At 54.1% G+C, this 24,128-nt stretch carries 23 protein-coding genes; 4 read left to right on the top strand and 19 right to left on the bottom strand.

Features of this window, described 5'->3' with window-relative positions:
* Positions 1-35: 35 nt before the first annotated feature.
* The 8 genes from NYE33_RS05640 to NYE33_RS05605 form a co-directional block, all read right to left on the bottom strand.
* Positions 36-443 (bottom strand): winged helix-turn-helix transcriptional regulator, encoded by a 408-nt coding sequence (locus tag NYE33_RS05640; RefSeq protein WP_063779850.1) that lies wholly within the window; start codon positions 441-443, stop codon positions 36-38.
* 211 nt (positions 444-654) lie between these two features.
* Positions 655-1,788, bottom strand: a complete 1,134-nt coding sequence (locus NYE33_RS05635; protein WP_042141793.1) for an NADH-dependent flavin oxidoreductase — start codon at positions 1,786-1,788, stop codon at positions 655-657.
* Positions 1,789-1,834: 46 nt separating this feature from the next.
* On the bottom strand, positions 1,835-2,218 hold the full coding sequence (locus NYE33_RS05630; RefSeq protein ID WP_042140377.1) for a winged helix-turn-helix transcriptional regulator: 384 nt from the start codon (positions 2,216-2,218) through the stop codon (positions 1,835-1,837).
* 156 nt (positions 2,219-2,374) lie between these two features.
* Positions 2,375-3,769 (bottom strand): ABC transporter substrate-binding protein, encoded by a 1,395-nt coding sequence (locus NYE33_RS05625; protein WP_341065046.1) that lies wholly within the window; start codon positions 3,767-3,769, stop codon positions 2,375-2,377.
* A gap of 91 nt (positions 3,770-3,860) precedes the next feature.
* Entirely contained in the window at positions 3,861-5,522 is a 1,662-nt protein-coding gene (locus NYE33_RS05620; protein ID WP_341065044.1) for a response regulator, read from the bottom strand.
* Positions 5,497-7,260 carry a sensor histidine kinase gene (locus NYE33_RS05615; protein WP_341065042.1) on the bottom strand — a complete coding sequence of 588 codons (1,764 nt, stop codon included), beginning with the start codon at positions 7,258-7,260 and terminating at the stop codon, positions 5,497-5,499. The genes NYE33_RS05620 and NYE33_RS05615 overlap by 26 nt, the downstream gene beginning before the upstream one ends.
* A gap of 60 nt (positions 7,261-7,320) precedes the next feature.
* Positions 7,321-8,184, bottom strand: coding sequence for a carbohydrate ABC transporter permease (locus tag NYE33_RS05610; protein WP_341068601.1), 864 nt, complete (start codon positions 8,182-8,184; stop codon positions 7,321-7,323).
* Positions 8,185-8,229: 45 nt separating this feature from the next.
* Positions 8,230-9,126, bottom strand: a complete 897-nt coding sequence (locus NYE33_RS05605) for a carbohydrate ABC transporter permease (protein WP_042140380.1) — start codon at positions 9,124-9,126, stop codon at positions 8,230-8,232.
* A 297-nt stretch (positions 9,127-9,423) separates the two neighbouring features.
* Between NYE33_RS05605 and NYE33_RS05600 the strand changes: the two genes are divergently transcribed.
* Positions 9,424-11,985: a heparinase II/III domain-containing protein gene (locus NYE33_RS05600; protein WP_341068598.1), complete on the top strand. Its 2,562-nt coding sequence runs from the start codon at positions 9,424-9,426 to the stop codon at positions 11,983-11,985.
* A gap of 265 nt (positions 11,986-12,250) precedes the next feature.
* The gene (locus NYE33_RS05595) at positions 12,251-12,571 is read left to right on the top strand and encodes a cupin domain-containing protein (RefSeq protein WP_042140382.1); all 321 of its coding nucleotides are present in this window, start codon (positions 12,251-12,253) and stop codon (positions 12,569-12,571) included.
* A gap of 167 nt (positions 12,572-12,738) precedes the next feature.
* Here the strand turns inward: NYE33_RS05595 and hxlB are convergent, their stop codons facing one another.
* Complete coding sequence (gene hxlB, locus NYE33_RS05590) at positions 12,739-13,296, bottom strand: 6-phospho-3-hexuloisomerase (protein ID WP_336101079.1); 558 nt, start codon at positions 13,294-13,296, stop codon at positions 12,739-12,741.
* A 6-nt stretch (positions 13,297-13,302) separates the two neighbouring features.
* Positions 13,303-13,935 carry a 3-hexulose-6-phosphate synthase gene (gene hxlA, locus NYE33_RS05585; RefSeq protein ID WP_042140384.1) on the bottom strand — a complete coding sequence of 211 codons (633 nt, stop codon included), beginning with the start codon at positions 13,933-13,935 and terminating at the stop codon, positions 13,303-13,305.
* 288 nt (positions 13,936-14,223) lie between these two features.
* On the opposite strand from hxlA, the gene NYE33_RS05580 reads away from it, so the two are divergent.
* Positions 14,224-15,603 carry an MATE family efflux transporter gene (locus NYE33_RS05580; RefSeq protein ID WP_341065039.1) on the top strand — a complete coding sequence of 460 codons (1,380 nt, stop codon included), beginning with the start codon at positions 14,224-14,226 and terminating at the stop codon, positions 15,601-15,603.
* A 103-nt stretch (positions 15,604-15,706) separates the two neighbouring features.
* Positions 15,707-16,318, top strand: a complete 612-nt coding sequence (locus NYE33_RS05575) for a class I SAM-dependent methyltransferase (RefSeq protein ID WP_336101081.1) — start codon at positions 15,707-15,709, stop codon at positions 16,316-16,318.
* 82 nt (positions 16,319-16,400) lie between these two features.
* Here NYE33_RS05575 and NYE33_RS05570 read toward each other — a convergent pair whose 3' ends face one another.
* The 9 genes from NYE33_RS05570 to NYE33_RS05530 form a co-directional block, all read right to left on the bottom strand.
* Positions 16,401-17,726, bottom strand: a complete 1,326-nt coding sequence (locus NYE33_RS05570; protein WP_336101082.1) for an extracellular solute-binding protein — start codon at positions 17,724-17,726, stop codon at positions 16,401-16,403.
* A 112-nt stretch (positions 17,727-17,838) separates the two neighbouring features.
* Entirely contained in the window at positions 17,839-18,639 is an 801-nt protein-coding gene (locus NYE33_RS05565) for a response regulator transcription factor (protein WP_042140387.1), read from the bottom strand.
* Positions 18,623-20,398, bottom strand: a complete 1,776-nt coding sequence (locus tag NYE33_RS05560) for a cache domain-containing sensor histidine kinase (protein WP_336101083.1) — start codon at positions 20,396-20,398, stop codon at positions 18,623-18,625. Before NYE33_RS05560 ends, NYE33_RS05565 begins: the two co-directional genes overlap by 17 nt.
* A gap of 155 nt (positions 20,399-20,553) precedes the next feature.
* The gene (locus NYE33_RS05555; protein ID WP_042140388.1) at positions 20,554-20,802 is read right to left on the bottom strand and encodes a hypothetical protein; all 249 of its coding nucleotides are present in this window, start codon (positions 20,800-20,802) and stop codon (positions 20,554-20,556) included.
* Between the two features lie 207 nt (positions 20,803-21,009).
* Positions 21,010-21,240, bottom strand: coding sequence for a cold-shock protein (locus NYE33_RS05550; RefSeq protein ID WP_039304815.1), 231 nt, complete (start codon positions 21,238-21,240; stop codon positions 21,010-21,012).
* A 196-nt stretch (positions 21,241-21,436) separates the two neighbouring features.
* Positions 21,437-21,637, bottom strand: coding sequence for a cold-shock protein (locus NYE33_RS05545; RefSeq protein ID WP_019914790.1), 201 nt, complete (start codon positions 21,635-21,637; stop codon positions 21,437-21,439).
* Between the two features lie 280 nt (positions 21,638-21,917).
* Entirely contained in the window at positions 21,918-22,196 is a 279-nt protein-coding gene (locus tag NYE33_RS05540; RefSeq protein ID WP_042140389.1) for a hypothetical protein, read from the bottom strand.
* A 69-nt stretch (positions 22,197-22,265) separates the two neighbouring features.
* Positions 22,266-23,378, bottom strand: a complete 1,113-nt coding sequence (locus tag NYE33_RS05535) for an MBL fold metallo-hydrolase (RefSeq protein ID WP_042140390.1) — start codon at positions 23,376-23,378, stop codon at positions 22,266-22,268.
* A 30-nt stretch (positions 23,379-23,408) separates the two neighbouring features.
* Positions 23,409-24,122, bottom strand: coding sequence for an HAD family hydrolase (locus NYE33_RS05530; protein ID WP_042140391.1), 714 nt, complete (start codon positions 24,120-24,122; stop codon positions 23,409-23,411).
* Positions 24,123-24,128: the final 6 nt, after the last annotated feature.

Genomic DNA, 24,128 nt, shown 5'->3' with positions numbered 1-24,128 from the left:
ATAGCACAAATACCCCCGGATAAAGCGCATCCCGCTTATCCGGGGGTATTTGTGCTGCGCGGAGCTGCTTCCACGGAGTCTTCTCCGGCCCGGCCGCCGGCAGCCTGCAGCTCAGGTTCACTCTGGGCCAGCACCTCCCTGTATCCTTCTCCCCAGTGTTTAATACTAAGCAGGCCGGATTCCAGGCCCCGGGCCCACTCGGTCAGAGAATACTCTACCTTCTGGGGCACCTGCGGGTACACCTCACGATGAACCAGACCGTCACGCTCCAGCTCCCGCAGCTGCATGGCCAGCATCCGCTGGGTAATTCCCGGACATAATCTGCGCAGTTCATTGAACCGCTTTGTACCGCTGATTAGATGGTAGAGCAGGACTCCTTTCCATTTACCGCCGATGACCTCGAGCGTCCGCTGAAAAGAATCCATTTCTTCATCACGCCTCATCTCTTCCGCATCGCCGCAACTATCGTTTCTCCCCTGTACATTCATATCTGCAAACTCCTCATTGTAGGATGTTCCGTTAATTAATACGATTGTATCATATATACATTTCCACGTTTATGCCAATATGGCAAAAAACCTCTGGAAGCCTTAAATATAGGCACCCAGAGGTCATGAATAGGTTACAGGCGCAGGACAGACGCCCTCCTGCTATTTACTGCTTCACCGGCAGCCAGCCCGGCGTATGAATCAGTGCATTCCAGAGCGGGTCCGGGATTACAAGCTCAGCTTGGGCGGAAGGGTCCAGCTCAGTCTTAATCTCAGCTGCACGCCCTTCGGCAACCTTCTGAACCCAGTCCGGTTCAATCAGGAGCGGACGGCCCAGAGCGACCAGGCTGATCCCGCTGTCCAGACCCTTCAGGGCATCAGCGGCGGTATAGAGCGAGCCTACTCCAATTACCGGAGCCTTGCCTCCCACGCGGTCTACAATCTGCTCGATCCGCGGACGGCTGTCCTCGGTACCCCGGCGCGGCTGCGACCACAGCTCCATCAGGGAAGCATGCAGATAATCAAGCCCTTCCCCTGTCAGTGCATCGATTAGCGCAAAGGTATCAGCCATCGTAATTCCCGGTGTTTCCGGCTCTTCAGGCGAGAAGCGGTACCCTACAAGGAATTCCCCCTGTGCATGCTGCTTCACCGCATCCTTGACACTGCGCAGAACAGCCAGCGGGAAGGTCAGACGCTTCTGCAGATCGCCGCCCCAGCGGTCTTCGCGCCGGTTCGAATGCGGGGAGAAGAACTGCTGCAGCAGATAGCCGTTGGCACCGTGAATTTCCACACCATCGAATCCGGCTTCGATCGCCCGGCGTGTAGCTTCTCCGAAATCAGCGATAATTCCGGTAATTTCTTCATCAGTCAGTGCGCGCGGAACCGGTCCTTGCCCGCCGCCCGGAAGCTCGGACGGCACATCACTTGCGCTGACCGTCTGTCCGTCAGGCAGCTGTGCCGGGGGGCATTGGCGCCCGCCATGGAAGATCTGCAGAACCGCCTTCGCCCCTTCACCCTTAATGGCCTCGGCCAGCCCGCGCAGGCTCGGAATCAGCCCGTCATGGTCAGCACCGAATTCACCCGGGAAGCCTTTCCCGCCGCGTGATACATATACACAGGCGGTAATAACCATTCCTGCCCCTTTGGATCGGCGGATGTAGTAATCAAGCTCCGGCTCTGAGACAGTTCCATCCTCATTCGAGGAGAAATTAGTCATCGGCGCCATCACCACACGGTTCTTCAGTTCAATGCCGTTCGCGAACTTAAACGTCTCCAGCAGCGGGCTATATTCTGTCTTCAGCAGCATAATTATCAATCTCCTCCATTTGTCTAAATCTATATGAATTTCATTTCATCGATCTGTCGCGGTCAGGGTCATCTTTCCAAATGACGTTCTCCCCGTAATTCTTGCCCCAGTCATACATCATGCGCAGCACAGGCATCAGCGTATGCCCATACTCCGTCATAGAGTATTCTACTCTCGGCGGGACTTCAGCATACACCCGCCTGAATACCAGCTGATCTTCCTCCAGCTCACGCAGCTGATTGGTCAGCATTTTCTGCGTAATATGCGGAATCAGCTTCTTCAGCTCGCTGAAGCGTTTGGTCCCTTCCAGACCCAGGTGCCACAATATGATAAGCTTCCATTTGCCGCCGATGACAGCAAGCGTAAGCTCCTTCTCGCAGTTGATTTCCTTCAGATTGATACGGTCTTTAATCTCAGTCGCCAATATAAGTCCCTCCTTTCGTTCTTTAATATCATACTACAATACACCCGGGGGCTGCACATCGCCAGCAGACGCCCTGGGGCAGACCCATATAACGTAACAGACCGCAGGGCTATGGCCTGCGGTCTGTATGCTGCATGTGGTATTATTCTTCCCTTGTTATTCCTTGACCAGGCTTCCCTGCAGGCTGACTGCACTGAAGTCCGGCTGGGCTTCAATCGTAGTGTCGCCTGCAGCTTTGGCTTTGTCCAGGGCGGCGTTATAACGCGTGTTCAGATCCTGAAGATCCTTGTCCAAATCTCCGCCGGTAAAGATATATCTGTTGAACACATCCATCTTCTTCGTTCCTTCCAGACGTCCTTCTGTAGCAGTGAACGGAGTTGCCGGATAGATTCCGTCATACTTGGTCGGCAGGAAGTCCTCGATTCCCGGGATATCCGGAGCTTTCGCTGCGGCAGCAACAGAAGGAATAACAGAAACCCCGTATCCGCCTTCCTGGTAAGCGATCTGCACCTCATCGCTGTACATCCACTCGATAAACTTCCAGGCGGCCTCTTTCTGCCCGGAGTCTTTGCTCATCGCCAGATAGCTGCCGGAGATGACCTGGCTGGCGCCGTTCTGCTGGCCGTCCACGGTTGGTGGCAGTGCTGCCGCCCAGCGGATTTCCGTCGGGAATTGAGTTTTGTACACACTAGGCTCAACAGAATGGTTGAAATACATCCCGATTTTACCTTGAGCGAACTGTGCCCGCAGCGGATCAATATCAAGCGACTCCGAACCCGGCATCATGCTGCCGTCCACTACGATCTGCCGCAGGGCTTCAAGCGATTCCTTGTACATGCCGAAGTCGAACTTAGCGGTCTGGAAGTTAAAACCTTCCGTTCCTTCTGTCTTACTGAGGGTTGTGATCGGATGGGCAATGCGTTCAAACCCGCTGCCGCTCTTGAAATTACCGGCGAAGCCGTAAGCACCGCTGTCTTTACCCGCCTCCGTAATCTTCTTGGCATCCTCCACCATTTCGGCAAGTGTAGCTGGGGGCTCTGTAATCCCGGCCTTCTCGAACAGATCCACGTTATAGATCAGGCGCCAGAACTGGCCAATATTCGGCAGGGTGTAGATTTTGCCGTCAACCATATTCTTCTCATTAATGAGCACGCTCTCGAACCGGCTCTTCATTTCCGGCGTGATATAGCTGTCGAACGATTCCAGATACCCTTTCTTGACCCAGGCCGGTACATTGCCTGTATCCACGCGCAGAATATCCGGCGCCTGTTTACTGGAGAAGGCGATATCCACCGACTGGGCGTAGTTGTCAGCCATCACTTTGAATTCAATATCCACATTAGGGTTAAGCCCCTCATACTCACTGATCTTCTGCTCAATGAAATCAGAATCATGACGGTCGATGGACCAGTAGACCAGCTTGGTTTGCTCAGCGGAGGTATCCCCGCCCTCTGCCTTTGTATTATTTGAAGCGGTTGACGAGGAGCATGCAGCCAGCGATCCCGCCAGCAGCAGCGAAGCTCCAGCCAGCATCCATTGATTTCTTTTCATCTTGAAACCCTCCCTTTTCTTTGTGTAATCGCATTCATTTCATATAAAAATTATAGAATGACTGCGCGTTTGTAAGTGAAGGAGAAAACAACTATTCAGGGGAGACGAAATCACTGTTTCCGCGCTGCACCTCCGAAGTGTATTTGGAGCGGAAGTCGGTCGGCGTCATGCCGGTATATTTCTTGAACAGTTCAGTGAAATAAGGACGGTCCTCGTAGCCCAGCGAGATGGCGATATCCTGAACCTGCATGCCCTCAAGCACCCGTTCCTTGGCCTTCTCCATTCTGCGGCTGATAATGTACTGGGCGAGTGTCATCCCCATTTCCTTCTTGAACAGATTGGAGAAATAGCTGGGGCTGAGATGAACCTCCCTCGCACAATCGGCAACCGCAAGGTTGCGGTGCAGATTCTCATTGATGTAGGCGATGGCACGCTCCACCAGCACACGCGCTTCACTGAACTGGCGGATTTGCACATAAGAGCAGCCCTGGCGGCAGAATTCCCGGATCTGACCCCGCAGCTCCTCGAATGAGGCGGAGGTATTCATATCGGCCAGCTTTTTCTCCAGCAGCTTGACCTCTGCGTCTGAAGCTTTGTCGGAGAAGACACGGTGGACCGAATGGGCCAGCTCCAGACACATCGTCTTGACGATCGCCGGATCGGGCAGCACGGGGGCACTTAGCCACTCATTCCAAATATTGTCCAGCTGCTCTTCCGCCTTAGCCAGATTAGCCGAACGCAGGCAATAGAGCAGCTCCTTCTCCTTGTCAAAAGAGTATCTGGGCAGCGCAGCATCCCTCTCCGGCGATTCCACATAGCGGTATACACTGTTCCCGCCGGTCAGGAACGTATTGGTCAGCGCAGACAAGGCCTGGGCGTAGGATACCGATAGCTGACCGGCCTCCTCCACTTCCCCGCCGAGTCCGATAGACACGGTCTGGTACGTATGCCGGCAGACATTCTCCCGGCATTGCTCGGCCAGCTGCTCCGCATCAAGCTCCGCCGGGGGATTCATCACGATAATGAACTGATTAACATGCTCGCGGAACACGAGACCCTGCGTGTACCCGCCAATCGTCTCCTCCAGAATGTTCTGCACCGCGAATCGGATCAGCTCAACCTCAGAGACCGCCAGCGCGGCCGTACGCTCGGCAAAAAAGTCGATCTCCGCCACCATTACACAGAAATCGCGGCTGTTCATTGTAATCGCATAGAAATCCCACTGCTGGCTGCGGTGCTGCTGCCTGCTGCCGTAACGGATCAGGAGACGCATATACTCCTGACGCAGATAAGGCATACTCTCCCGCAGCTTCTGCTCCATTCCCCGCATCTGTTCAGCCTGCGAGCGTTCACGCTCCAGCACCTCTTTGGCCTTCAGGACAGATTCAAGCACCTGCGGCTTGGTAAAGGGCTTGACGATCAGGTCAAAGGCCCCGAGCTTCACCGCCTCCTGGGCATAAGAGAAATCCGAATAACCCGTCAGGAAGATCAGCTTGATCCCCGGCTGCTCCGCCAGAATCAGCCTCATCATCTCCAGCCCGTCGGTGAATGGCATCCGGATATCGGTCAGAACAATATCCGGACGGTGTTTGCGGATCTGCAGCAGCCCTTCTTCTCCGTTGGCCGCCGTTGCAGCGACGACGATCCCGTGCTCCTCCCAGGGAATCCGCTGGGACAAGCCGCGGACCACAGCCGGAATATCATCTACAATGCATATTTTTACAGGTTCAGCGTGGCTCAGGATAAACTCCACCTTCCATTGGAATTGAGAGGACCGCTTCAGTCTCTATGTGCGGACGGCTGCGGAAGGTTAACGAGGCTTCCTTGCCGTAATATAACTGCAGACGGCTGCAGATATTGGTCAGGGCATAGCCCCCGCTGCCGGCCGGCTCTTTCAGCCGGGCATTCAGCTGCTCCGCATCCATGCCCGAGCCGTTATCAGCCGCCCGGATTACGAGATGCTGCGCCTCTATGGCCACAGAGATCGTAATCATGCCTTCGCCCCGAAGCTCCTTCAGCCCGTGCAGAATGGAATTCTCCACAAGAGGCTGAATGATAATTTTCAGGACAGGCAGCTCCAGCAGCTCCGCTCCTGCGGTTATCGTATATTCGAACAGTCCCTCATAACATTGCTGCTGGAGGTTCAGGTACTGGCGGACATGCTCCAGCTCCTTGCCCAGCGTTGTAATCTCCTGCCCGTTGTTCAGGCCCAGCTGGAACAGCGCGGACAGGGAAATCACCATCTGCTTCACATCTTCATATTCGTCCATTTCGCATTTCCATAAGATTGTATTGAGCGTGTTATATAAAAAATGGGGTTCAATCTGCGCCTGCAGCGCTTTGATCTCCGCTTTGCGTTTTTCCTTCTCCGTATCCCTGACCTCAAGAATCAGCCCGCCGATCCGGTCCAGCATCTGGTTGAATTTGCGGCCCGCTTCCCCGATCTCATCCTGGAACGGACTCTCGAAGCGGGCATCCAGATCCTCATGCTCCACCCGCGACATCGTCTTCTGCAGCTTCAGCAGCGGTCCGAGCAGCAGTGCCGAGAGGTATCTCGCCAGCAGCAGCGCGATGACAATGCACACGGCCATAATCATCAGCACCAGCCACTGAATGCTGCGTACAGGCTGAAGAAGCTCCTCCTTCGACTGGTAGCTGACCAGCAGCCAGTCCCCCGCATACCGCGAGTCTGCATAGCTGACCAGCATCGTCCCGCCGCCGGCAGCATATTCGAAATTGCCGCTGTCCGCCTGAAGCAGCTTGTTCATAAATAGCGCCGAGCGGGACCAATCCGGCCGTTCCTTATCTCCGAAGACACTGGCTCCGCCCTTGTTGATCAGCAGAAACTTCGCACTGCCGAGACTCGCGCCTCCGCTGACGGTATCCTCCAGAATGTCCTCCTTCACATTAACGGTCAGGAAGACATCGGGCACATAGCTCTCCGTCAGCGGCTGCAGCAGCAGAGAAATTACATCATGCTTGCCCGCGAACAGCTCGTCCTCATGGCTCTCCACCCAGTTCGATTCCGGATTATCCTTGATCCGCTGATACAGCAAAGACTCCATAAATGGAGTCGCTGTTCTGCGCAGATTGCCGGCGGAGTAGAAATCCCCGTCCGGTGTACTGACCAGGATCGATTCAATGGAGTTCTCTGTCAGCTCCGCCTGGGTGAAGGGGCCCTGCAATAAGGAGAAGTTCGCAAAGAACCGGTCGGTATTATCCGCTTGTATATCCCGCATCGTCTGCTTATACGCTTCACTCAGCATCATGGTGGAGGACGCCACAATGATCTGCTTCAGCTTCTGATCCAGCACGTTAACGGACTGGTTCAGCACATTGCGGTTCAGGTCGATGGAGTTGCGTTCCATGGCCCGCGAAGCAATCGAATAGGCCCACAGGCCGGTGACCGAGATACAAAAGACGGTCAGCCCGGTGAATGTCAGCCATATTCTTTTCTTCAGCGAGGTCCGGTACAGCCAGGCCTTCAGCATGATTCCACATCCTTCGTTAAGACTGGCTGCCGGTGGACCGCCGCGTTAGCCTTAGCCCGTTTAGCCCTTCACGGAGCCCGCTGTCATCTGCATGAATGATTTGTTGGCAAAAATATAGACAATGATCATCGGCAGCATCGACAGGCATGCGCCGGCAAGCATTAATTGGGGCTGTGCCGCATCACCAACACCATATTTCAATCCGGCCAGGCCTACGGTGAGCGTCTGTAATCCAGGCTGCGTCATCGTAAATACCAGCGGCAGAATGTATTCATTCCAGGCGCCGCGGAAGGTCCAGAGCGCTGTGACCCCAAGGGCCGGTGTCAGGAGCGGCAAGATAACACGAAAGTATACGCTATAGAAGTTGCAGCCGTCAATAAACGCTGCCTCGTCCAGTTCCTTCGGGATTGCCCGCACAAACCCGATCAGCATGAAGAATGCTGTAGCATGACCGCTGATCAGGATGATGATGACGCCCCAGAGCGATTTTTGCAGATTCAGTGAGACCATGAGATCAAACTGGGGACGCAGCACGACAGCACCGATCGAGATGAACAGGGTGCAGGACTGAATGACCACATACAGGCGTTTCCCGTAGAAATCCACCCTTGCTACCGCATAGGCAGCCATCGTTCCTATCAATAAAGTCCCTAACGTCGTAAAGGTGCTTATAAATACGCTGTTCCAGGTAAACCTTGCGAAATTAGCGGATGTCCAGGCCTGCGCATAGTTATCGAAGATCCATTCCTTCGGCAGCAGAGTAGTTCCTGTAGTCAGCTCCAGGTTAGATTTAAGCGATCCGAAGAACGCCAATATGATGGGGAATAACGCAAACGCTGCTACGATCAGCAGGAAAATCCACAACAGTACCCGGGACAGCAGCGTCTTGTTCTTTAAGGAACGGCTGGTCTGCGCCGAAGCCATTTTCGTTTCCGCATGCATTGTGCTCACTGTTCATTCTCCTCTCTTTTAGTAGATATCATTCAGTTTCTTGGAGACATAGAAGTAAATCAGGGTAATGATGCCGACGATAACCGCCGTAGCAAATCCGACCGCGCTGCCGTAACCGAACTGCTGGATGCTTGATCCTCCGCTGGATACCGGGAAGAACAATTTATAGAGATAGAGATACATAACTTCCGTCTTGCCGTAAGGACCGCCCTCGGTAAGTACCATGATGCTCTCGTAGCCCTTAAGCGATACAGTAATCGCCAGCATGATGATCATCTGCAGCACAGGTCCCAGCATCGGGACGGTAATACTCCACATTTTGCGCAGCGGCCCGGCACCGTCCAGGGAAGCGGCTTCATACAGATCCTCCGGAATATTCTGCAGCCCCGCGATAAAGAGCAGCATATAGTTGCCGACTGCGCCCCAGATCGCGATAATAATTGCCGTGACCAGGGCATGCTTGGCGCCCAGCCAGTCTATGGGAGCGGATACAATTCCGGCGCCCATCAGCAGCTGATTCACCATTCCGTTGTAGGAGTTGAAAATAACGTAGAACACAATCGCCATTACCGAAGCACTGATTACGGTAGGCAGGAAATAAATGGCCCGCAGCAGCTGGCGTCCCTTCAGGGCGCGGTTGAGCACTACAGCCAGTACAAAGGACAGCGGGATCGTAATGATCAGCTTGCCGCCTGCGTAAACGAAGGTGTTCACCACTGACTGCCAGAAATCCTTATCCCGGAACAACCGTTCGAAGTTATCGAGGCCGATGAAGAGCGGTGTACCGAAACCCTGATAATCATAGAACATGTACTTCAATGCCCAAAAGACGGGATACACTCCAAAAATCAGCGTCAGAATCAAACTGGGTGCTACAAAGGTCCAGGCGTTTATTTGCCGTTTCGTTCCATTCATTGATTGTTCCTCCTGTCTATTCGGCTCGCGTTTCTTTCCTTAATCATAAATCCCGCTGTGCAGACACAGTTAGGGAGAAAGCAACTGCTCTAAGGGGGAGAAATTCACTTTTTCATGAAATCCGGCTTCAAAGCCGGGGGCCCTGCCTTGAAGGGTGATTTCAGTTGCTTTGTCCCCTCTCCTCCCTCCGTTTACCCATCCCGGGTCCCGTCCCCGGGCAGCTATACTTATGGTAGAAAGAAATTAAGTTAGTTTAATTAATGAACTCGCATTCACAGGGAGGCCGCAAATTTGCCTATGCATTCATCTAATCATGGCACCGCCGGTACCGGCCCCTTCGGCGGCAAGGACCAGGAGCAGCAGAAGGGGCTCCGCGCCAGAATAGAGCAGTATCCGGCGATCTCGCAGGAATATGTAAGACAGCAGCAGCTGTCCGCACAATTCGCCGCACGCGAAGAAGCGGTTCCGCTTAGCCGTCTCGGTGTATTCCGGGTGGAGCCGTTCGTCTTCAAGGTGCCCGCCCAGGCCGCTTGTCTGCAGCTGTCCGTACAGGTCCGGGGGCAGGGCGTTGCCCGGATCGGCGGTGTACAGCTGACGCATTCCCAGCTCGGCTTGCCGGTGACGCTGATTAATGGAAGCTTCCGCCAGTCGCTGAAAGGCTGGACGCAGGAGCCGGGAAGCGGCAGCAGAGTGGCGCTTGAACGGCTGGCCGGAGGAGGAAGCGGACTGCAGCCTTCCGGTGTCACTCCGGCTGGAGGTGCGCAGGAGGAGGATGTGCTCTGTGTACGCATCAGCAATGAAGCGGAGGAAGGCATTACCGTGCTGCGTTACGAAGAACGCCTGCCGGTAACCGCAGGCGATTATTACGGCATCCAGATGGAGCTCAGCCTGGAAGCTCCGCTTGGCAGCGGCGGCGTATGCACTGGAGTTACGTTCCTGGACGAAGACGGACAGCCGCTCGGGCCGGAGCAGTCCGGAGCGCTTTTCAACCGGCCCACGCTGACCAACTGGGCTTATCTGCTGGAGGCTGCCGGTGCGGACGCCAATCTGTATAAGGTAAGCGGTGAAGATCATTATGCCGCCCGGGCGGGGCGCAAGCTGCAGTACATGCTGTCCGATATGCGGCAGGGCATGGATATCTTCCGCCGGGACGGCTGGCATGATGATGACACCTACGGCGCTGTGCATATCGGGCGCGGACTGGCTGCCGTCTCGGTCATCTATGACCAGATTGCCGGGAGCGGAGTGTTAACTGCCGGGGAAATAGAGGCATTGCTCTCCGATCTCCGCTATATTGCAGCGATGATGATGGACACCGCCTACTACCGGTTCGATCTGGAGACCTTCCCTGATGAGAAGGGCGGCAAACGCAGCAACTGGAATGCGGACCGGGCGACCGGGCTTGGTGTCTATGCGCTGCTCTTCCCGCAGGAGCCTGAGAGTGCTGGCTATCTGAAGCATGCCTGCTCCGTAGTAGACTGGCAGCTGGCGGAAGTAGTGGATCAGGAGGGGGCCTGGCCGGAGAATGTGCGTTATCACGGCGCCGTGCTGCACCGGTATTTCCTGTTCTTCGTGCTGCTGAAGCGGCTGCAGGGAATGGATTACTTCAGGCACCCCAAGGTAAAAGCGATGTACCGCTTCCTGATCGGCATCGTCACCGCAGAGGACATCATCCAGGACGGTCACGATGCCGGAACTGTTCTGCTGACTCCTGCCGTCGGCGATGCCAATGTACAGGAGAAATGGTTCCGCCTGCTCGGCTACGCGGCTCCATTCTATGCAGAGGAAGATCCGCAGCTGTCGGCGGAAATGGTCTGGACCTGGAAGCACGGCGGCGCACCGGTCCAGGATACCGGGGCTTTCCCGCTGCCGCTGGTCGCCCTGCTGTATCCGCGGCCGGATCTGCCTGAGCAACAGCCCGCCCTCCGCTCCGTCCATTATCCCGGCATCGGCTACGTCATCTTCCGTAGCGGGGAGCAGAACCTGCGGAACTATGCCATCTACGAGGCTTCGCCGCTGACCTATCACGCCCATCATGACGAAGGCCATTTCTCCATCTGGGCAGACGGGGTTCCGCTGACGCTTGATGCCGGAACCGGCGGTTATTACAACGGGGACCGGCACTGGTATGTATCAGGCGCGGCGCATAATATCGTTCAATTCGCTGATGGTTCAGGCGGCTATGCTGACGGTCCGCTGCAAAGCGTCTGCCGGGAGGTCATCTTCACAGACGAGCTGGATTATGCCAGAAGCCTGATCCCGGATACACGTGCCGGTGAGTATGAGCGGAATTTCCTGTATATCAAGGCAGGCTTTGACGCTTATCTGGTATGGGACCGGATTGAGGGCGGAGCAGACAGCGTATGGAATCTGCATACACTGAGTACAGAGGCTGAGATCACGGGGCAGAATATTGAGGTAGCAGCCTTAGGCGGCATGAGGCTGAGTGCGCATATTGCAGAGCCGTCCAGTCCGGTCATCACTGCCGGAGAAGGTGCCGTAGGCGGAGCCTACCCGCTGGCGGCGCAGCAGCATTTCCGTGCGCACGGCAAGGCGGGCGAAGACTATGTGGTGCTGCTGCATCCGCGCACAGCAGCAGCTCCCCCGCTGCGGCTGGAGCCGCTGCTGTGCGATGACGGAGGCAGAGGTGTGCGGGTATATAAGATTTCCCGCGCAGACGGTATATGGTGCGTTGCCGCCATCAACGGCTCAGGGCAAAGCCGCCGCGTCCGTATTCCCGGCGGCGTCCCGCTCCGGGTACTCGGCACGGAGGGTGCGGAAGCAGAGGGCGGCGGCCACGCGGCGGACGATACCCTGATTCTTAAGCCGGGAATGATTCAGATTGCCGTTCCGCAATAAGGAATTTCCCGATTCATCTGCTATTCACGGCAGAGCTCCAGTACCTTTTATAAAATCCTGCACGGAATACAACATTTTCCTGATAATATCTGCCCAAATCCAAAATTGTTGTATGAAAGGCAGTATTTCGTCCCGTTCACGCGGCTTGGCAGAATTATTCTTGCAGTTTCTACAACAATTGTCCCGAACACCCAGCTATCAAGGAAGCATTATTGCAAAACGTACAACATTTATGCCTATAACACTTACAAGGAGGAAATAAAGTATGAGTAATCTAGGAGTATGGGAACCGGCTGAGCCGGGCGTCAAACGCTGCATTCTGAATGCGGCAGCCAGTCTGATGATGATGGAGGTTCATTTCGAGGAAGGCGCCGAGGGCTACGAGCACAGCCATGTGCATGAGCAGATGAGCTACTGTCTGCGCGGCAGCTTCGTCTTCCGCATCGACGGCAAGGAATACGCCTTGTCCGCAGGCCAGAGCATAGCTATTCCGTCTAACGCCAAGCATGGGGTAACCGCACTTGAAGCCAATTCGGCGCTGCTGGATGTGTTCACACCGATCCGTGAGGATCTGCTTAAGCGTTAAGCTGAGTGCAAGGGCAAGGACAGGCACATCCCGCCTGCACCTGCCATAATAGACAGTGCTGCTGCCAATTCCGGCTGCAGCATTAGCATCAGCAGCGCCATCGCCTGGTACCCTTAGAATGCAGACAGCCTGCCCGGAAGTTCCGGACAGGCTGTCTTTACGTTACATTATTCCAGATTCGCATGTTTGCCGAACATCCTGCCCGTGGTCTGCCCCGTCTGCTCCATCATCCGCAGGATAACGGCATCGTAGAATACCAGCAGCGTCTGCTCAAACAAGGAGGCCATCGGCTGGATCGTAGCATAGCTCCCGTCTGTCTGATCCTTGGGCGAACCCGGCAGCTTGACGATATAATCAGCGAGACGCCCCAGTGACGAATCAGGGCTGATGGTCACGAGCACCACAGCTGCCCCGATCGCCTTGGCTTTCTCCGCCATGGATACCAGCCCCTTGGTCTCGCCGGAGCCGGAGCCCAGCACAAGCACATCACCGGGGCCGATCCCCGGGGTGACCGTCTCTCCGACGACAAACGCAGCCTGCCCGGCTTGCATCAGCCGCATTGCGAACGCCCGGCCCATCAGGCCGGAGCGGCCGGCACCGGCTACAAAGATCTGCCCGGAGCGCAGCAGCAGCTCCGCCATGGCTTCACCTTCTGCGGCGTTCAGCCCGGTGACTGAGCCCTGCAGCTCCTTCACAATTTCACGTGCGTAATCCAGCGTATCCATAGCTGCTTAGGCCTGGCTTACAAGGCGCTTCATTTCCGCCGCAGCCGCTCTCTGATCCGCTTCGCCGGTAATGCCGCCGCCCACGATTACCAGATCAGGATTCGCAGCAATCACTTCAGGCAGCGTGCCCAGTTTAATCCCGCCGGCAATCGCTGTTTTTGCTTTTGTAACCACACTCTTAATCGCTCTCAGATCCTCGAAGGAATTCTTGCCTTCTGCCTGATGATCATATCCCGAATGTACACAGACATAATCAACGCCAAGTGCGTCCACTTCCGCGGCTCTGGCCTTCAGATCCTTCACGTTGATCAGATCAACCAGGATTTCTGCACCGGTCTTCTTGGCCTCTTCCACCGCACCGCGGATCGTTGAATCATCGGACACGCCAAGCACGGTAACGATTCCCGCTCCCGCTTCTACAGCTTTCATCACTTCATAGCCGCCGGCATCCATGATTTTGAGATCGGCCAGGACCGTAAGTGCCGGAAAAGCGTCCTTGATCGCTTTTACCGCATGCAAACCTTCATTAATAACAACCGGTGTTCCAATCTCCACAATATCTATAAATTCGGCCACTTCCGCAACAATGGCCTTGGCTCCCGCAATATCCACCAGATCGAGTGCTAGCTGTAATTTCATAGGTTTAGAATCTCCTCGTCATTAATATATTTTAGTAAGTGATGTACTAAGTTTAGGGATATACTGCCGATAAGGGAAGTAGGCACTTTATTGTGATGTAGTTACCTGAAGGATACTATTGGGCGGGGGCCGGGCTGTCTGGTGCGTCTTTTTGAAAAGGAAGGTTGAATTTATTCAGGATTTTCTTAAATTTACTGCATTTTCACAAAAGCTGTGCTACCATACATTAGATTTACAAATTCTCCGGCGGCAATCCTATTTCAACAACAAGAAGGTGTACAGTTTATTATGGAAGCAAGCAAACCCAAAGAGTTCAATTTAATTAAGCTGACCTGGCCGATTTTCCTCGAGCTGTTCCTGTTTATGCTCATGGGGAGTGTAGATACATTCATGATCAGCTCCGTATCGGATGATGCAGTCTCCGGTGTCGGGGGGGCCAATCAGATTATTGCCATAGCCATTCTCGTGCTCAGTGTTATCGGGAACGGCGCGGCCATTGTCGTGTCGCAGTATCTCGGTTCCAGGCAGCCCAAAGAAGCAGCTAAGGTAACGGGCAATGCCATAACGCTCAATCTTGCGGTCGGAATTATTCTGAGTACAATTCTGCTGCTGTTCGGAGGCAGTCTGCTGAGCGCGCTGAACGTGACGGGCGAAATTCTCGTCTACGCCAAATCGTATATGCATATTGTCGGGGGCGGAATCTTCCTCCAGGCACTGCTGAACGCCCTGGCCACCACCATCCGGACGCACGGGTTCACGAAACAGACGATGGTAGTCTCTCTGCTGATGAACGTGATCCACGTCGGGGGCAATTATCTGCTGATCTTCGGACATTTCGGACTGCCGGCACTCGGTGTCGAAGGCGCAGCCATTTCAACGGTTGCCAGCCGCCTGATCTGTCTGGTCCTGTTCTTCCTGCTGCTCTACCGGATTATGGAGGTGCGGGTTAAATGGACCTATTACACTCATCTCTCCAAAAAATATGTGCTGCAGATTCTCAAAATCGGCATCCCGTCCGCTTTTGAATCGGTGATCTATCAGTGCTGCCAGCTGGTCTTCACTTTATACATCACTTATCTGGGTGCTGAAGCCATGGCTACCCGCCAATACGCGCTGAATATCTCCAGCTACATCTTCCTCTTCAGCGTAGCCGTATCCATGGGCACCTCAATCATTGTCGGCCATCTCGTGGGCGCAAGGCGGCCGAAGGAAGCTTACACGCGGGTATTCTCCAGTGTGAAATGGGCGCTGCTGGTCACAGTAATTATGGACGCGGTTGTTATTCTGTTCCGCGCACCGCTAATGGGCCTGTTCACGGATAATCAAACGATTATAACTATGGGCGCACAAGTGATCCTGCTCAGCTTCTTCCTTGAGACCGGACGCACCTGCAACCTGGTCATTATCAACTCGCTGCGCGCTTCCGGCGATGCCAAGTTCCCGGTCTACATGGGCCTGATCTCCATGGTCTGCATGAGTCTGCCGCTGGGCTATTTCCTTGTGTTCACGCTTGATCTCGGTCTGGCCGGAGTCTGGCTGGCCACTGCATTCGATGAATGGGTGCGGGCGGTCATTATGTACTTCCGCTGGAAGAGCAGAGCCTGGGAGAAGCACGGCCTGATCCAGCATGAACCTGCAGAACCGCTGAGCGCTGCGCCGGCGCATTAATCTGCGGCAACAAACAGGCGGTTCACCCTGATCTCTGCGACTCAGGCGGACCGCCTTTTGAATACATAATCCTATTCATTTGGCAGGAAGGATGAGGAAGACAATGACAACGAATCCGCACAAACAGGAAGACCTGGCACATTTCAGCGCAATGGCCCCAATATGGAGCAACAGCGAAGAGGATATGGCCATGGCCGGGAAGGCCCTGCAGATGCTTGGCATCCGCAGTGGCCAGAGCCTGCTGGATGTGGCCTCCGGCACAGGCGTTATCCCCGCAGCACTCCATAAGCTGGAGATAGACCCCAGCCGCTACCTTGCGCTCGATATCTCAGCGGCCATGCTGCAAGAACTGCACAAGAGCTTCCCGGATGCCGGGACCGCATGCGCGGATTTCGAGGAGCCATTCTCCGGCGGAACACCCTTCGATTATGTGCTGATCTACAACAGCATCCCCCATTTCTCCAATCTGGATATGCTGTTCGCCAATGCAGGGAAGAATCTGCAAGCCGGAGGAATCTTCATGATTGCCCACTCCAGAACCCGCCAGGGTCTGCGGGAGCATCATGCGCGGATCGGCCATACAAGTGAGCGTGAGCCGATCCCTGCGGATGCAGCGCTGGCCGCGCTTGCGGCTAAATATAATTTCGGACAGGCTGAATACAGCGATGAGGTATTCTTCTGCTTCTCCTGCCGCAGGAACGTCTGCCCCCCTTAATCATCCGCCTCCGCAAATAAGGGATGCCCCGGCCGTGTAATCCGGCTAATTGGCATCCCTTTGTGATAAGGCTGTACGCTTATCAAGTTCCTTTGGCTACTGCTTCTTTATGCTTGGCGGCGAACTGCTCTGGTGTAATCGCTTTGCCGAACAGCGCCTGAATCATATCCAGATGGACCTGGGCGGCGTTCGGCTTCATCTGGATATCAGCAAACAGGGTGATGCTGCTCGCATGGTTTAATTCATTCAGCAGTTCGACATACAGCTGCGGCAGCTCTTCATTCGTGGTATCCACTTTGGTCGCCGGAATTACACCTGCACTGGTTACAGAGGCCTCTCCCCATTTGTATACGAAATATTCGACAAATGCTTTTGCTTCTTCCTTAACCTCGGAAGCTTCGGCTACGAACAGTCCGACACCGGGACCGCCAACCCAGCTGTTGATATTGCCCTTTCCGCCTTCCACAGTCGGGAACTTGAAGAACCCTACCTTATCCTTGAAGTCTTGCGGAATCTCCGGATTCGTTGTGAAGTTGGGAAGCTCCCAGGTACCCGTCAGATACATTGCCGCCTTCTCATTCAAGAATTCCGATTTGCCCTCATCATTGGATAGCCCGTTGAAACCGCTGTTGAAGGTGTTCATATCCACCAGCGTCTGCACTTCAGCCGCAGCCCGGACCAGGCCGGGATTATCGAAGTAGCTTGTCCCCTTCGTTGCGCGCTTCAGTGTATCACTGCCGGCGATACGGTCAGCAAGGTACATATACCATAACGAGCCGGTCCAGCGGTCCTTGTTGCCAAGGGCAACCGGAGCCACGCCATGATGGGATAACGTTCTTACCACTTGCTTGAACTCCTCGTATGTAGCAGGCACCTGGAGATTATATTTCGCAAAAATATCCTTATTATAGTATATCGGTGAAATGTTCAGCTCAATCGGCAGTGCGTAGGTCTTATTATCGACCACATAGGCTTCGGTAGTGCCTGTTACGAATTTACCCTTTAACCGCGTACCATTCAGGATGTCATCCAGCGGAGCGAATAATCCGCCCTTTACATAAGGCTCCATGAAGCCCGCTGCCCAGGTGATTCCTACATCCGGCAGGTCATTCGAGGCAGAGAGCACCTTCAGCTTATTCTTGTACTGTTCATTCTCCAGCACGCCCTGCTGGATTATAATATTAGGATTCTCTTTCTCGTATTCCCCGATGATCTGGCTAACCAGCTTATTCTGCTGGGCGGAGAGGCCGGCCGGCCATAAGTGCATCATATGAATCGTTATTTTTGGGGCCGAAGCATTGGTGGCTGCCGCCGCACTACTATTATCCTGTGTGAAGCTGCAGCCTGTCAGAACAAGGGCCAATGTAAGTGTCAGGAACAGTCCCTTGATTATGTTATTCCTCAACATTGCTATAGCCTCCCATTTCACATTACGCGGCCTGATGTAATCGCTACCAATCAAATTTTAGCATCGTACCCGGAGGGATATAAGACTACACTTATTGGCTAAAATTCCACATTTAATGGATTTCCTGCGATCCGCCCTTCATCTTATGCCTATAGCGGCTTGGGCTTAACTGTTCCAGCGATTTAAACACCTTAATGAAGTACTTATCCGTCCTATAGCCTACACGCTCCCCGATCTCCCCTATAGACAGTGTGGTCTGCAGCAGTAATTCCTTAGCCCGCTGAATTCGCAGACGTGCCAAATATTCGCTGAAGGATACTCCGGCCTGCTCCTTGAACAATACGCTGAAGTAGCTGGCATTCAGATGGATGAGGCCCGCTACCTCTGCCATTGTCAGCTGTTCATGCAGGTGCTGCTCCACATAGGCGATCGCTTCTTTGACCGGCTGCCCCATTCGCGCCTGATCCGGGTCAATCTCCATCAGCTTATGATCCACCAGCTTCTCCAGCTTCACGTGGCGCTGCTGCTCTTCCTCCCGCTTCAGCGCATCCTCAACCACGGACAGCAGCTCGGACTTGTCCAGCGGCTTAAGCAGGTAGTTGACCGCCCCCAGCCGCATAGCCTGCTGCACATAATCAAATTCGGCATAGCCGGATATGACAATAATAACGGGCTTCCAGGCTGACTCCTGCAGGGAACGGATCAGATCCAGTCCGCTTACTTCTGGCATGCGCACATCTGTAATCAGCAGATGGACCCGCTCCTGCCGCAGCCGCTCGCGCGCCTCAACCCCGTTGTCACAGGTCTCCACGGCATACCGGCCGGCTGCCCATACTTCCAGCGTCTGCTTGATGCCCTGTCGTGTTCTCGGTTCATCATCCACGATTAGAATCGTCCTATTGCTCAGACTCATAGGTATATCCTCCATTGCTTGGAATTTCAAAAGTAATAACGGTCCCTTCGGATAATCTGCTCTCAATGATCAGACCCTCCGACTTGATGCCCTCTTGCCCGTAATACAGCTGGAGCCGCCGCTGCACATTCACCAGGCCGACCCCGTTGCCTTTGGCGGAGATCGGCGGGCCGCCCTCCAGTGTATTGCGCAGCGCCCGCAGAGTATCCTCATCCATGCCGGGACCATTGTCGGATACCTTCACCGAGGTCCAGCCGTCGCGTGGCGATGGGGTGATCGTAACCTCCACACTGCCGCTGCCGACACGGCTCTCCACTCCATGAAGAATGGCATTCTCCACAATCGGCTGAATCAGCAGCTTGGGTACCGGAACAGCCGCCTCGCGCGGGTCCAGCACAATATCCCAGGACAGGCGCTCGCCCATCCGCATCTCCATGATCTTCAGATAACGCCTGATCTGTTCAACCTCTTCACTAAGCGCAACCCACTCGTCTTTATTATTGGGACGGCCAATAATATAGCGGAACAGCCTGGACATTACTACGACCAATCCGGCCAATTCCTCCTCCCCCTTCTCCTCAAGCGACCAGTTAAAGGCTTCCAGGGTGTTGAACAGAAAATGAGGGTTGATCTGCGCCTGCAACGCCTTGAGCTCGGTCCGGCTCTGTAATACTTCCTTCTCGTAGACGACCCGGATCAAATCATTCATATTGGCCACCATGCCGTTATAGGTATAATTCAGCTCCCGCAGCTCCATCGTAGATACCTTCTGCGAGTTGGGCGTCAGCACGCCTAAGCGCGATTTGCGCATAGCCCGGATCAGATGAATAATCGGCCTCGTGATCATCGTTGACAATAGAAACGACATGATCAGGAAAAGCAGGGCTCCCAGCCCCCCTGACAGCAGCAGAACCGTCCGCAGCACAGATAACCCCTTGGTGACATAGCTGACAGGGGTCAGCACAAGCAGTGTCCAGCCGGTCTTGTCCGAGCGCAGCTTAACCTGTACATACTCCTTGCCGTGAAAGCTGACCGTCTGGTCCACACTTTCCAGCAGCGGCAGCAGGTCCGCCTCCGGTGTTCCGCTGCTGCCCAGGAGCCGGCCTTCATCATTCACCAGCAGCACAGACTCGCCTCCGTCACTGCCGGAGATCGGATCATCCAGCTGGAAGTAGCTGCGCTGGATGCGCGCCATCAGATACCCTCCCCGCGAGAACCAGCGGTCCATGAGGCTAACCTGGCGGATGGCCAGCAGGCTCTGGCTGTCATGCGGATCGACGCCGATCCAGACCAGCCGCCCTTTCTGGATATTAGCCTCGCTGATATATGGCTCGTTGATTCTCGTCCCCAGACTGCCGTCCTTAATCGGGAAGAGCAGCCGGTAATCGGCGGTATACAGCTCAAGAGACCCTACGCTCGGCATATACGCCTGATAGCTGGAGATAATCTGCAGCAGCGACTGCCGCTGATTGAATGACACTTCATTGCCGTTCAGCTCCTCCAGCAGCAGCTGCTGCACCGTAGGATGATTAGCCACCTGCTCCATCAGGCTGTCAATCTGGCCAATCAGCGCATTCAGCCGTCCGTTCGCCTGAACCGCCGTCTGCTGGATATGCCGCTCGGCATTATTTTTGAGCAGAATAGATACCCGGTCATATACAAACGCCCCTGAAACCAGAAGAATGATTAGCATAACCAGCACAAAGCCGATAAATATTTGATTGCGCAGCGTGTTGAGTTCTTTGAATCTCTGGAACATCGGAATTCCTTCTTTCCTTGGCAGCGTTTCCAACTCTATTCTCCAAAAGTCCCGGGGTTTGTCAAGAGAAATTAGTTGCCCGGCACAGGGCAGCAAAGAGCCCTTAAGCAGTGCTCCTTGTTCCAGGAGCTGTTTAAGGGCTGCAGCAGAAGGGACTAGATGAACATTAGCGGAGTGATCCACTCCCGGTCCAGGGCTATCCACAGTAAGGCCAGCAGGACGGCGCCGATGCTGTACATCAGTACCTTCCGGCGGGTGGGCTCCAGGTAAATATCCAGAATAAAGATTATAATTGCTATAGCAGGTACGGCAACAAGCAAAACCGGATTGCGATATTTAATATTTACTGTATTCAAGATAACCATAATCAGAAGAAGAAGCCTAAGATATTTGTTCATAGCCATACCACAACCTCCTTGCCGTTGAGACCATTTTCCAATTATGTATTCTTCATCCTCATCTCTAATATCCCTTGATTCCCCGCTATTGTCAACCCCGGACACCCATCCGCTGCCAAGACAAAAAAAATAGCCCGTTCCCCACAGGGAACTGACTGCTATGGTGTTACTGCTATAATCTGATTCTGTACAGAGCGTTCAGGAATTGGCAGATTACCGGATGGTAATGCCCTTCTTGATCGCCTTCATGTCAAAATTCGTATTCACAAGCATAGGCAGTATCTTCATGCTTCTGGTCATCGGCGAGTTGCATTGCCAGCAGGTAGGGACATATTGGAAAGCGAAGTTGTCGCGCATCCACCCGGAGCAATCTTCCTTAGTGCAGGACCAAATGGCTGTGTCTTCTTGGGGAAGATCCTCCAGCGCTTTTTTACGAAAATACATAAGTACCCCTCCTAATAGCTTTGTTAGCATATACTTCCTGAATCGGTTCGTACAAAGCCCGCTTCGGAAGCATACCCTTCGAATAAAGACATATTTCCAGCCCAACCGGACTGTTATGGCAGGATGGTAGCTTGTTCTGGCCTGTTCAAAAAAAAAGCTGCCCTCAACTTGTGTTAAGGGCAGTCTATTTTTAATACTACAGTTTTACAACGTTTTCGGCTTGTGGTCCACGAGCGCCTTGAGTTACGTTGAACTCAACGCGTTGGCCTTCGTCCAAAGATTTGAAGCCGTCGCCAGTGATTGCGGAGAAGTGTACGAATACGTCGCTTCCGCCTTCAACCTCGATAAAACCGAAACCTTTGTCTGCGTTGAACCATTTTACTGTACCTGTTTGCATGATATTACCTCCAAGTTTTATTTAACACATGTCCTTTTATTCCTACGTATTGTACGAACAAATAAAAATTCACACATTGGAAAAGGATTCATACGCACAAATGATAACCTTTTACAATATGTGAATTAAGGGTTAAATTTATGATTGACTTCATTGTAGCACACTATTTATCTAAAAGCAAAGGATTACTTAAAATTACTTAAAAACAAGTGGAATTATATCGTACCCGGCGCACGGTGCTCCATGAACAACCGCACCGCGCACCCGGCAGCTGCAGGGTTTAGTCGATATATCCGGCCAGTCCCTTGTCCATCAGATAGTCCATTTCCGCATCGAGAATAGTCTCTACAGTCAGCTCATCCAGCTTAACATCGCGCTGCGCAGTAACATAATCGACCAGATCATCATTATCAATATCAATCTCGCCCTTGGCATTGGCCTTGGCTTTGTTGATGAAGGCCTGCTCATGCTTCAGCACCAGCCGGATCACGGCTGCATCCACCTTCGTCTGTGCAGACAATACTTCCACCAGTTCCTGCTCGTTCACTTCGTTACTCATATTCGTTAGTCAGCTCCTTGGCATTTATGCACAATGATTGTACCACAAGTCCCTTCCGGCCGCGCAGCCTCATCTCCACCAGGGAAGAGCAGGATACTCCGCAGCTCCGGCCACTACAGTCTCCCCTATTCTTGGTGTAGCCAGCCGTACCCCTTTAGCTGCAGCCGCAGCTGCAATGCGCTCCACCGGATCGGTCCAGTCATGCATCGACAGGGTGAACGCCCCCCAATGAACCGGAATAAGCAGACCTCCCCGCACATCTATATGTGCTTCAACCGTCTGTTCCGGCAGCATATGGATATCGGCCCAGCGCGGATCGTATTGGCCGCATTCCATCAGCGTGAGATCGAATGGGCCATACTTGCGTCCAATCTCGGCAAAATGCGGCCCGTAGCCGCTGTCCCCGCTGAAGAAGAGCTTCGTATCCGCTCCTTGGATTATCCATGAACACCACAGTGTGGTGTTGCGGTCCAGCAGACTCCGGCCGGAGAAATGCCGGGCCGGCGCGCTGGTAAAGGTCAGGCCTGCATACGCAAGCTCGTCTCCCCAGTCATGCTCGCGGATCTTCTCTCCGCTTACCCCCCAGCGGCGCAGATGGGCGCCGACACCGAGCGGCACAATGAACAGGCCTACCTTATCCTTAAGCTTGCGGATGGTGCCGTAGTCCAGATGATCATAATGATCATGGGAGAGCACAACCGCATCAATCTGCGGAAGCTGGGAAATCTCCAGCGGCAGCTGCTTGCTGTAACGGCGGCCGCCGATGAACGGAAACGGAGACGGGGCGTTACCCAGCATAGGGTCCAGGAACAGTGTAACCCCGTCCATCTCCAGCAATACCGCAGAGTGGCCGAACCAGGTAACGCGGGTGCCCGGGCCTTGGCCGATGGATGCAGGCGGCAGCGGCAGCGGCTGCAGGGGCTCGGCCGGTCTGGACCGGGGATTGCCTTTAATGAAATCCTTCAGAATGGACAGGCCGCTACCGCCAGCTCTCTCGCCGATGAGTTCAGCCGTCTGCGGATAAGCGAATTTGCCCTTGCTATAATTAAGCGAGCGGCTGTTCAGCGCCTTTTCCTGCTTCCCCGCCCTCCGTCCAAACGCCGGATAGAGGGTCATAAGCAGATACGCCGCTGCAACAAGTATCACCAGTGAAGCTGCAATATCTAAAATAATCAGAGTCATGCGGTAAACCTTCTTTCTGCCAGTTCATTTCTACAGGCTCCAGCCCGGAATTTTGCGCAGATCCCCATCCCAGATCTGCACCGTGCTCTTCACCGGAACGTTATCCGGAGAGGAAGCTGTATGAATATAACACGAATCCATGCCGATCGTGTCCGCTCCGGCCATATCCGTACGCGGATCGTTACCGATCATAATTGCCGAACTTAGCTCGGCACCATAGTTATCTGCTAAATACCGGTAAAATAGCGGGTCCGGCTTGCTTACGCCGGCTTCGGAGGAAATGGCTATCCCATGGAATAAATGCAGAATGTTCAGCATGGTTAATTCTGCCTCAATGAAGGTCTTCTGGCCATTCGAGAGCAGATAGACCTTCTTGCCGTGCGACCGCAAGGTCCGGAGAATCTCCGGGACTCCGTCATAGAGCGCGATATGGTTCATGGATAAGGTCCGCAGCCAGCGGACAGTCTCATGCAGCCAGGCCTGCCCGGGATTCCCGCCTAAGTCACGGGCCACGGCACGGAAGACCTCTTCCATGACGAAATCGGGAAACTGGCATTTCTGTGCAGCAGCTTGAAGCTGACGGTCACGCTCGGCAAGGAAACGGGACTGCAGCTCCGCCCCTGCCGTGCGCAGCCCGTGATAGCTGAAATGAAGCGCCAGCCGCTCCCATACCTCCGGATGCTCTTCATCTGTCTCAATATCAATTAAGGTTCCGTATAGGTCAAAAATATAAGTCTGGTACATAGATCC

Origin of the sequence: Paenibacillus sp. FSL R10-2199 (assembly GCF_038000235.1) — a bacterium.
GTDB lineage: Bacteria > Bacillota > Bacilli > Paenibacillales > Paenibacillaceae > Paenibacillus_AQ > Paenibacillus_AQ phytohabitans.
This window is presented reverse-complemented; position numbering and strand designations above follow the sequence as displayed.

Coding starts and splice junctions, on each gene's coding strand:
- NYE33_RS05640 (WP_063779850.1), bottom strand. CDS start 443: ATGAGGCGTGATGAAGAAATGGATTCTTTTCAGCGGACGCTCGAGGTC.
- NYE33_RS05570 (WP_336101082.1), bottom strand. CDS start 17,726: ATGTTGAGGAATAACATAATCAAGGGACTGTTCCTGACACTTACATTG.
- NYE33_RS05580 (WP_341065039.1), top strand. CDS start 14,224: ATGGAAGCAAGCAAACCCAAAGAGTTCAATTTAATTAAGCTGACCTGG.
- NYE33_RS05595 (WP_042140382.1), top strand. CDS start 12,251: ATGAGTAATCTAGGAGTATGGGAACCGGCTGAGCCGGGCGTCAAACGC.
- hxlA (WP_042140384.1), bottom strand. CDS start 13,935: ATGAAATTACAGCTAGCACTCGATCTGGTGGATATTGCGGGAGCCAAG.
- NYE33_RS05575 (WP_336101081.1), top strand. CDS start 15,707: ATGACAACGAATCCGCACAAACAGGAAGACCTGGCACATTTCAGCGCA.
- NYE33_RS05565 (WP_042140387.1), bottom strand. CDS start 18,639: ATGAGTCTGAGCAATAGGACGATTCTAATCGTGGATGATGAACCGAGA.
- NYE33_RS05605 (WP_042140380.1), bottom strand. CDS start 9,126: ATGAATGGAACGAAACGGCAAATAAACGCCTGGACCTTTGTAGCACCC.
- hxlB (WP_336101079.1), bottom strand. CDS start 13,296: ATGGATACGCTGGATTACGCACGTGAAATTGTGAAGGAGCTGCAGGGC.
- NYE33_RS05560 (WP_336101083.1), bottom strand. CDS start 20,398: ATGTTCCAGAGATTCAAAGAACTCAACACGCTGCGCAATCAAATATTT.
- NYE33_RS05625 (WP_341065046.1), bottom strand. CDS start 3,769: ATGAAAAGAAATCAATGGATGCTGGCTGGAGCTTCGCTGCTGCTGGCG.
- NYE33_RS05555 (WP_042140388.1), bottom strand. CDS start 20,802: ATGGCTATGAACAAATATCTTAGGCTTCTTCTTCTGATTATGGTTATC.
- NYE33_RS05535 (WP_042140390.1), bottom strand. CDS start 23,378: ATGACTCTGATTATTTTAGATATTGCAGCTTCACTGGTGATACTTGTT.
- NYE33_RS05600 (WP_341068598.1), top strand. CDS start 9,424: ATGCATTCATCTAATCATGGCACCGCCGGTACCGGCCCCTTCGGCGGC.
- NYE33_RS05615 (WP_341065042.1), bottom strand. CDS start 7,260: ATGCTGAAGGCCTGGCTGTACCGGACCTCGCTGAAGAAAAGAATATGG.
- NYE33_RS05540 (WP_042140389.1), bottom strand. CDS start 22,196: ATGAGTAACGAAGTGAACGAGCAGGAACTGGTGGAAGTATTGTCTGCA.
- NYE33_RS05610 (WP_341068601.1), bottom strand. CDS start 8,184: ATGGCTTCGGCGCAGACCAGCCGTTCCTTAAAGAACAAGACGCTGCTG.
- NYE33_RS05550 (WP_039304815.1), bottom strand. CDS start 21,240: ATGTATTTTCGTAAAAAAGCGCTGGAGGATCTTCCCCAAGAAGACACA.
- NYE33_RS05545 (WP_019914790.1), bottom strand. CDS start 21,637: ATGCAAACAGGTACAGTAAAATGGTTCAACGCAGACAAAGGTTTCGGT.
- NYE33_RS05530 (WP_042140391.1), bottom strand. CDS start 24,122: ATGTACCAGACTTATATTTTTGACCTATACGGAACCTTAATTGATATT.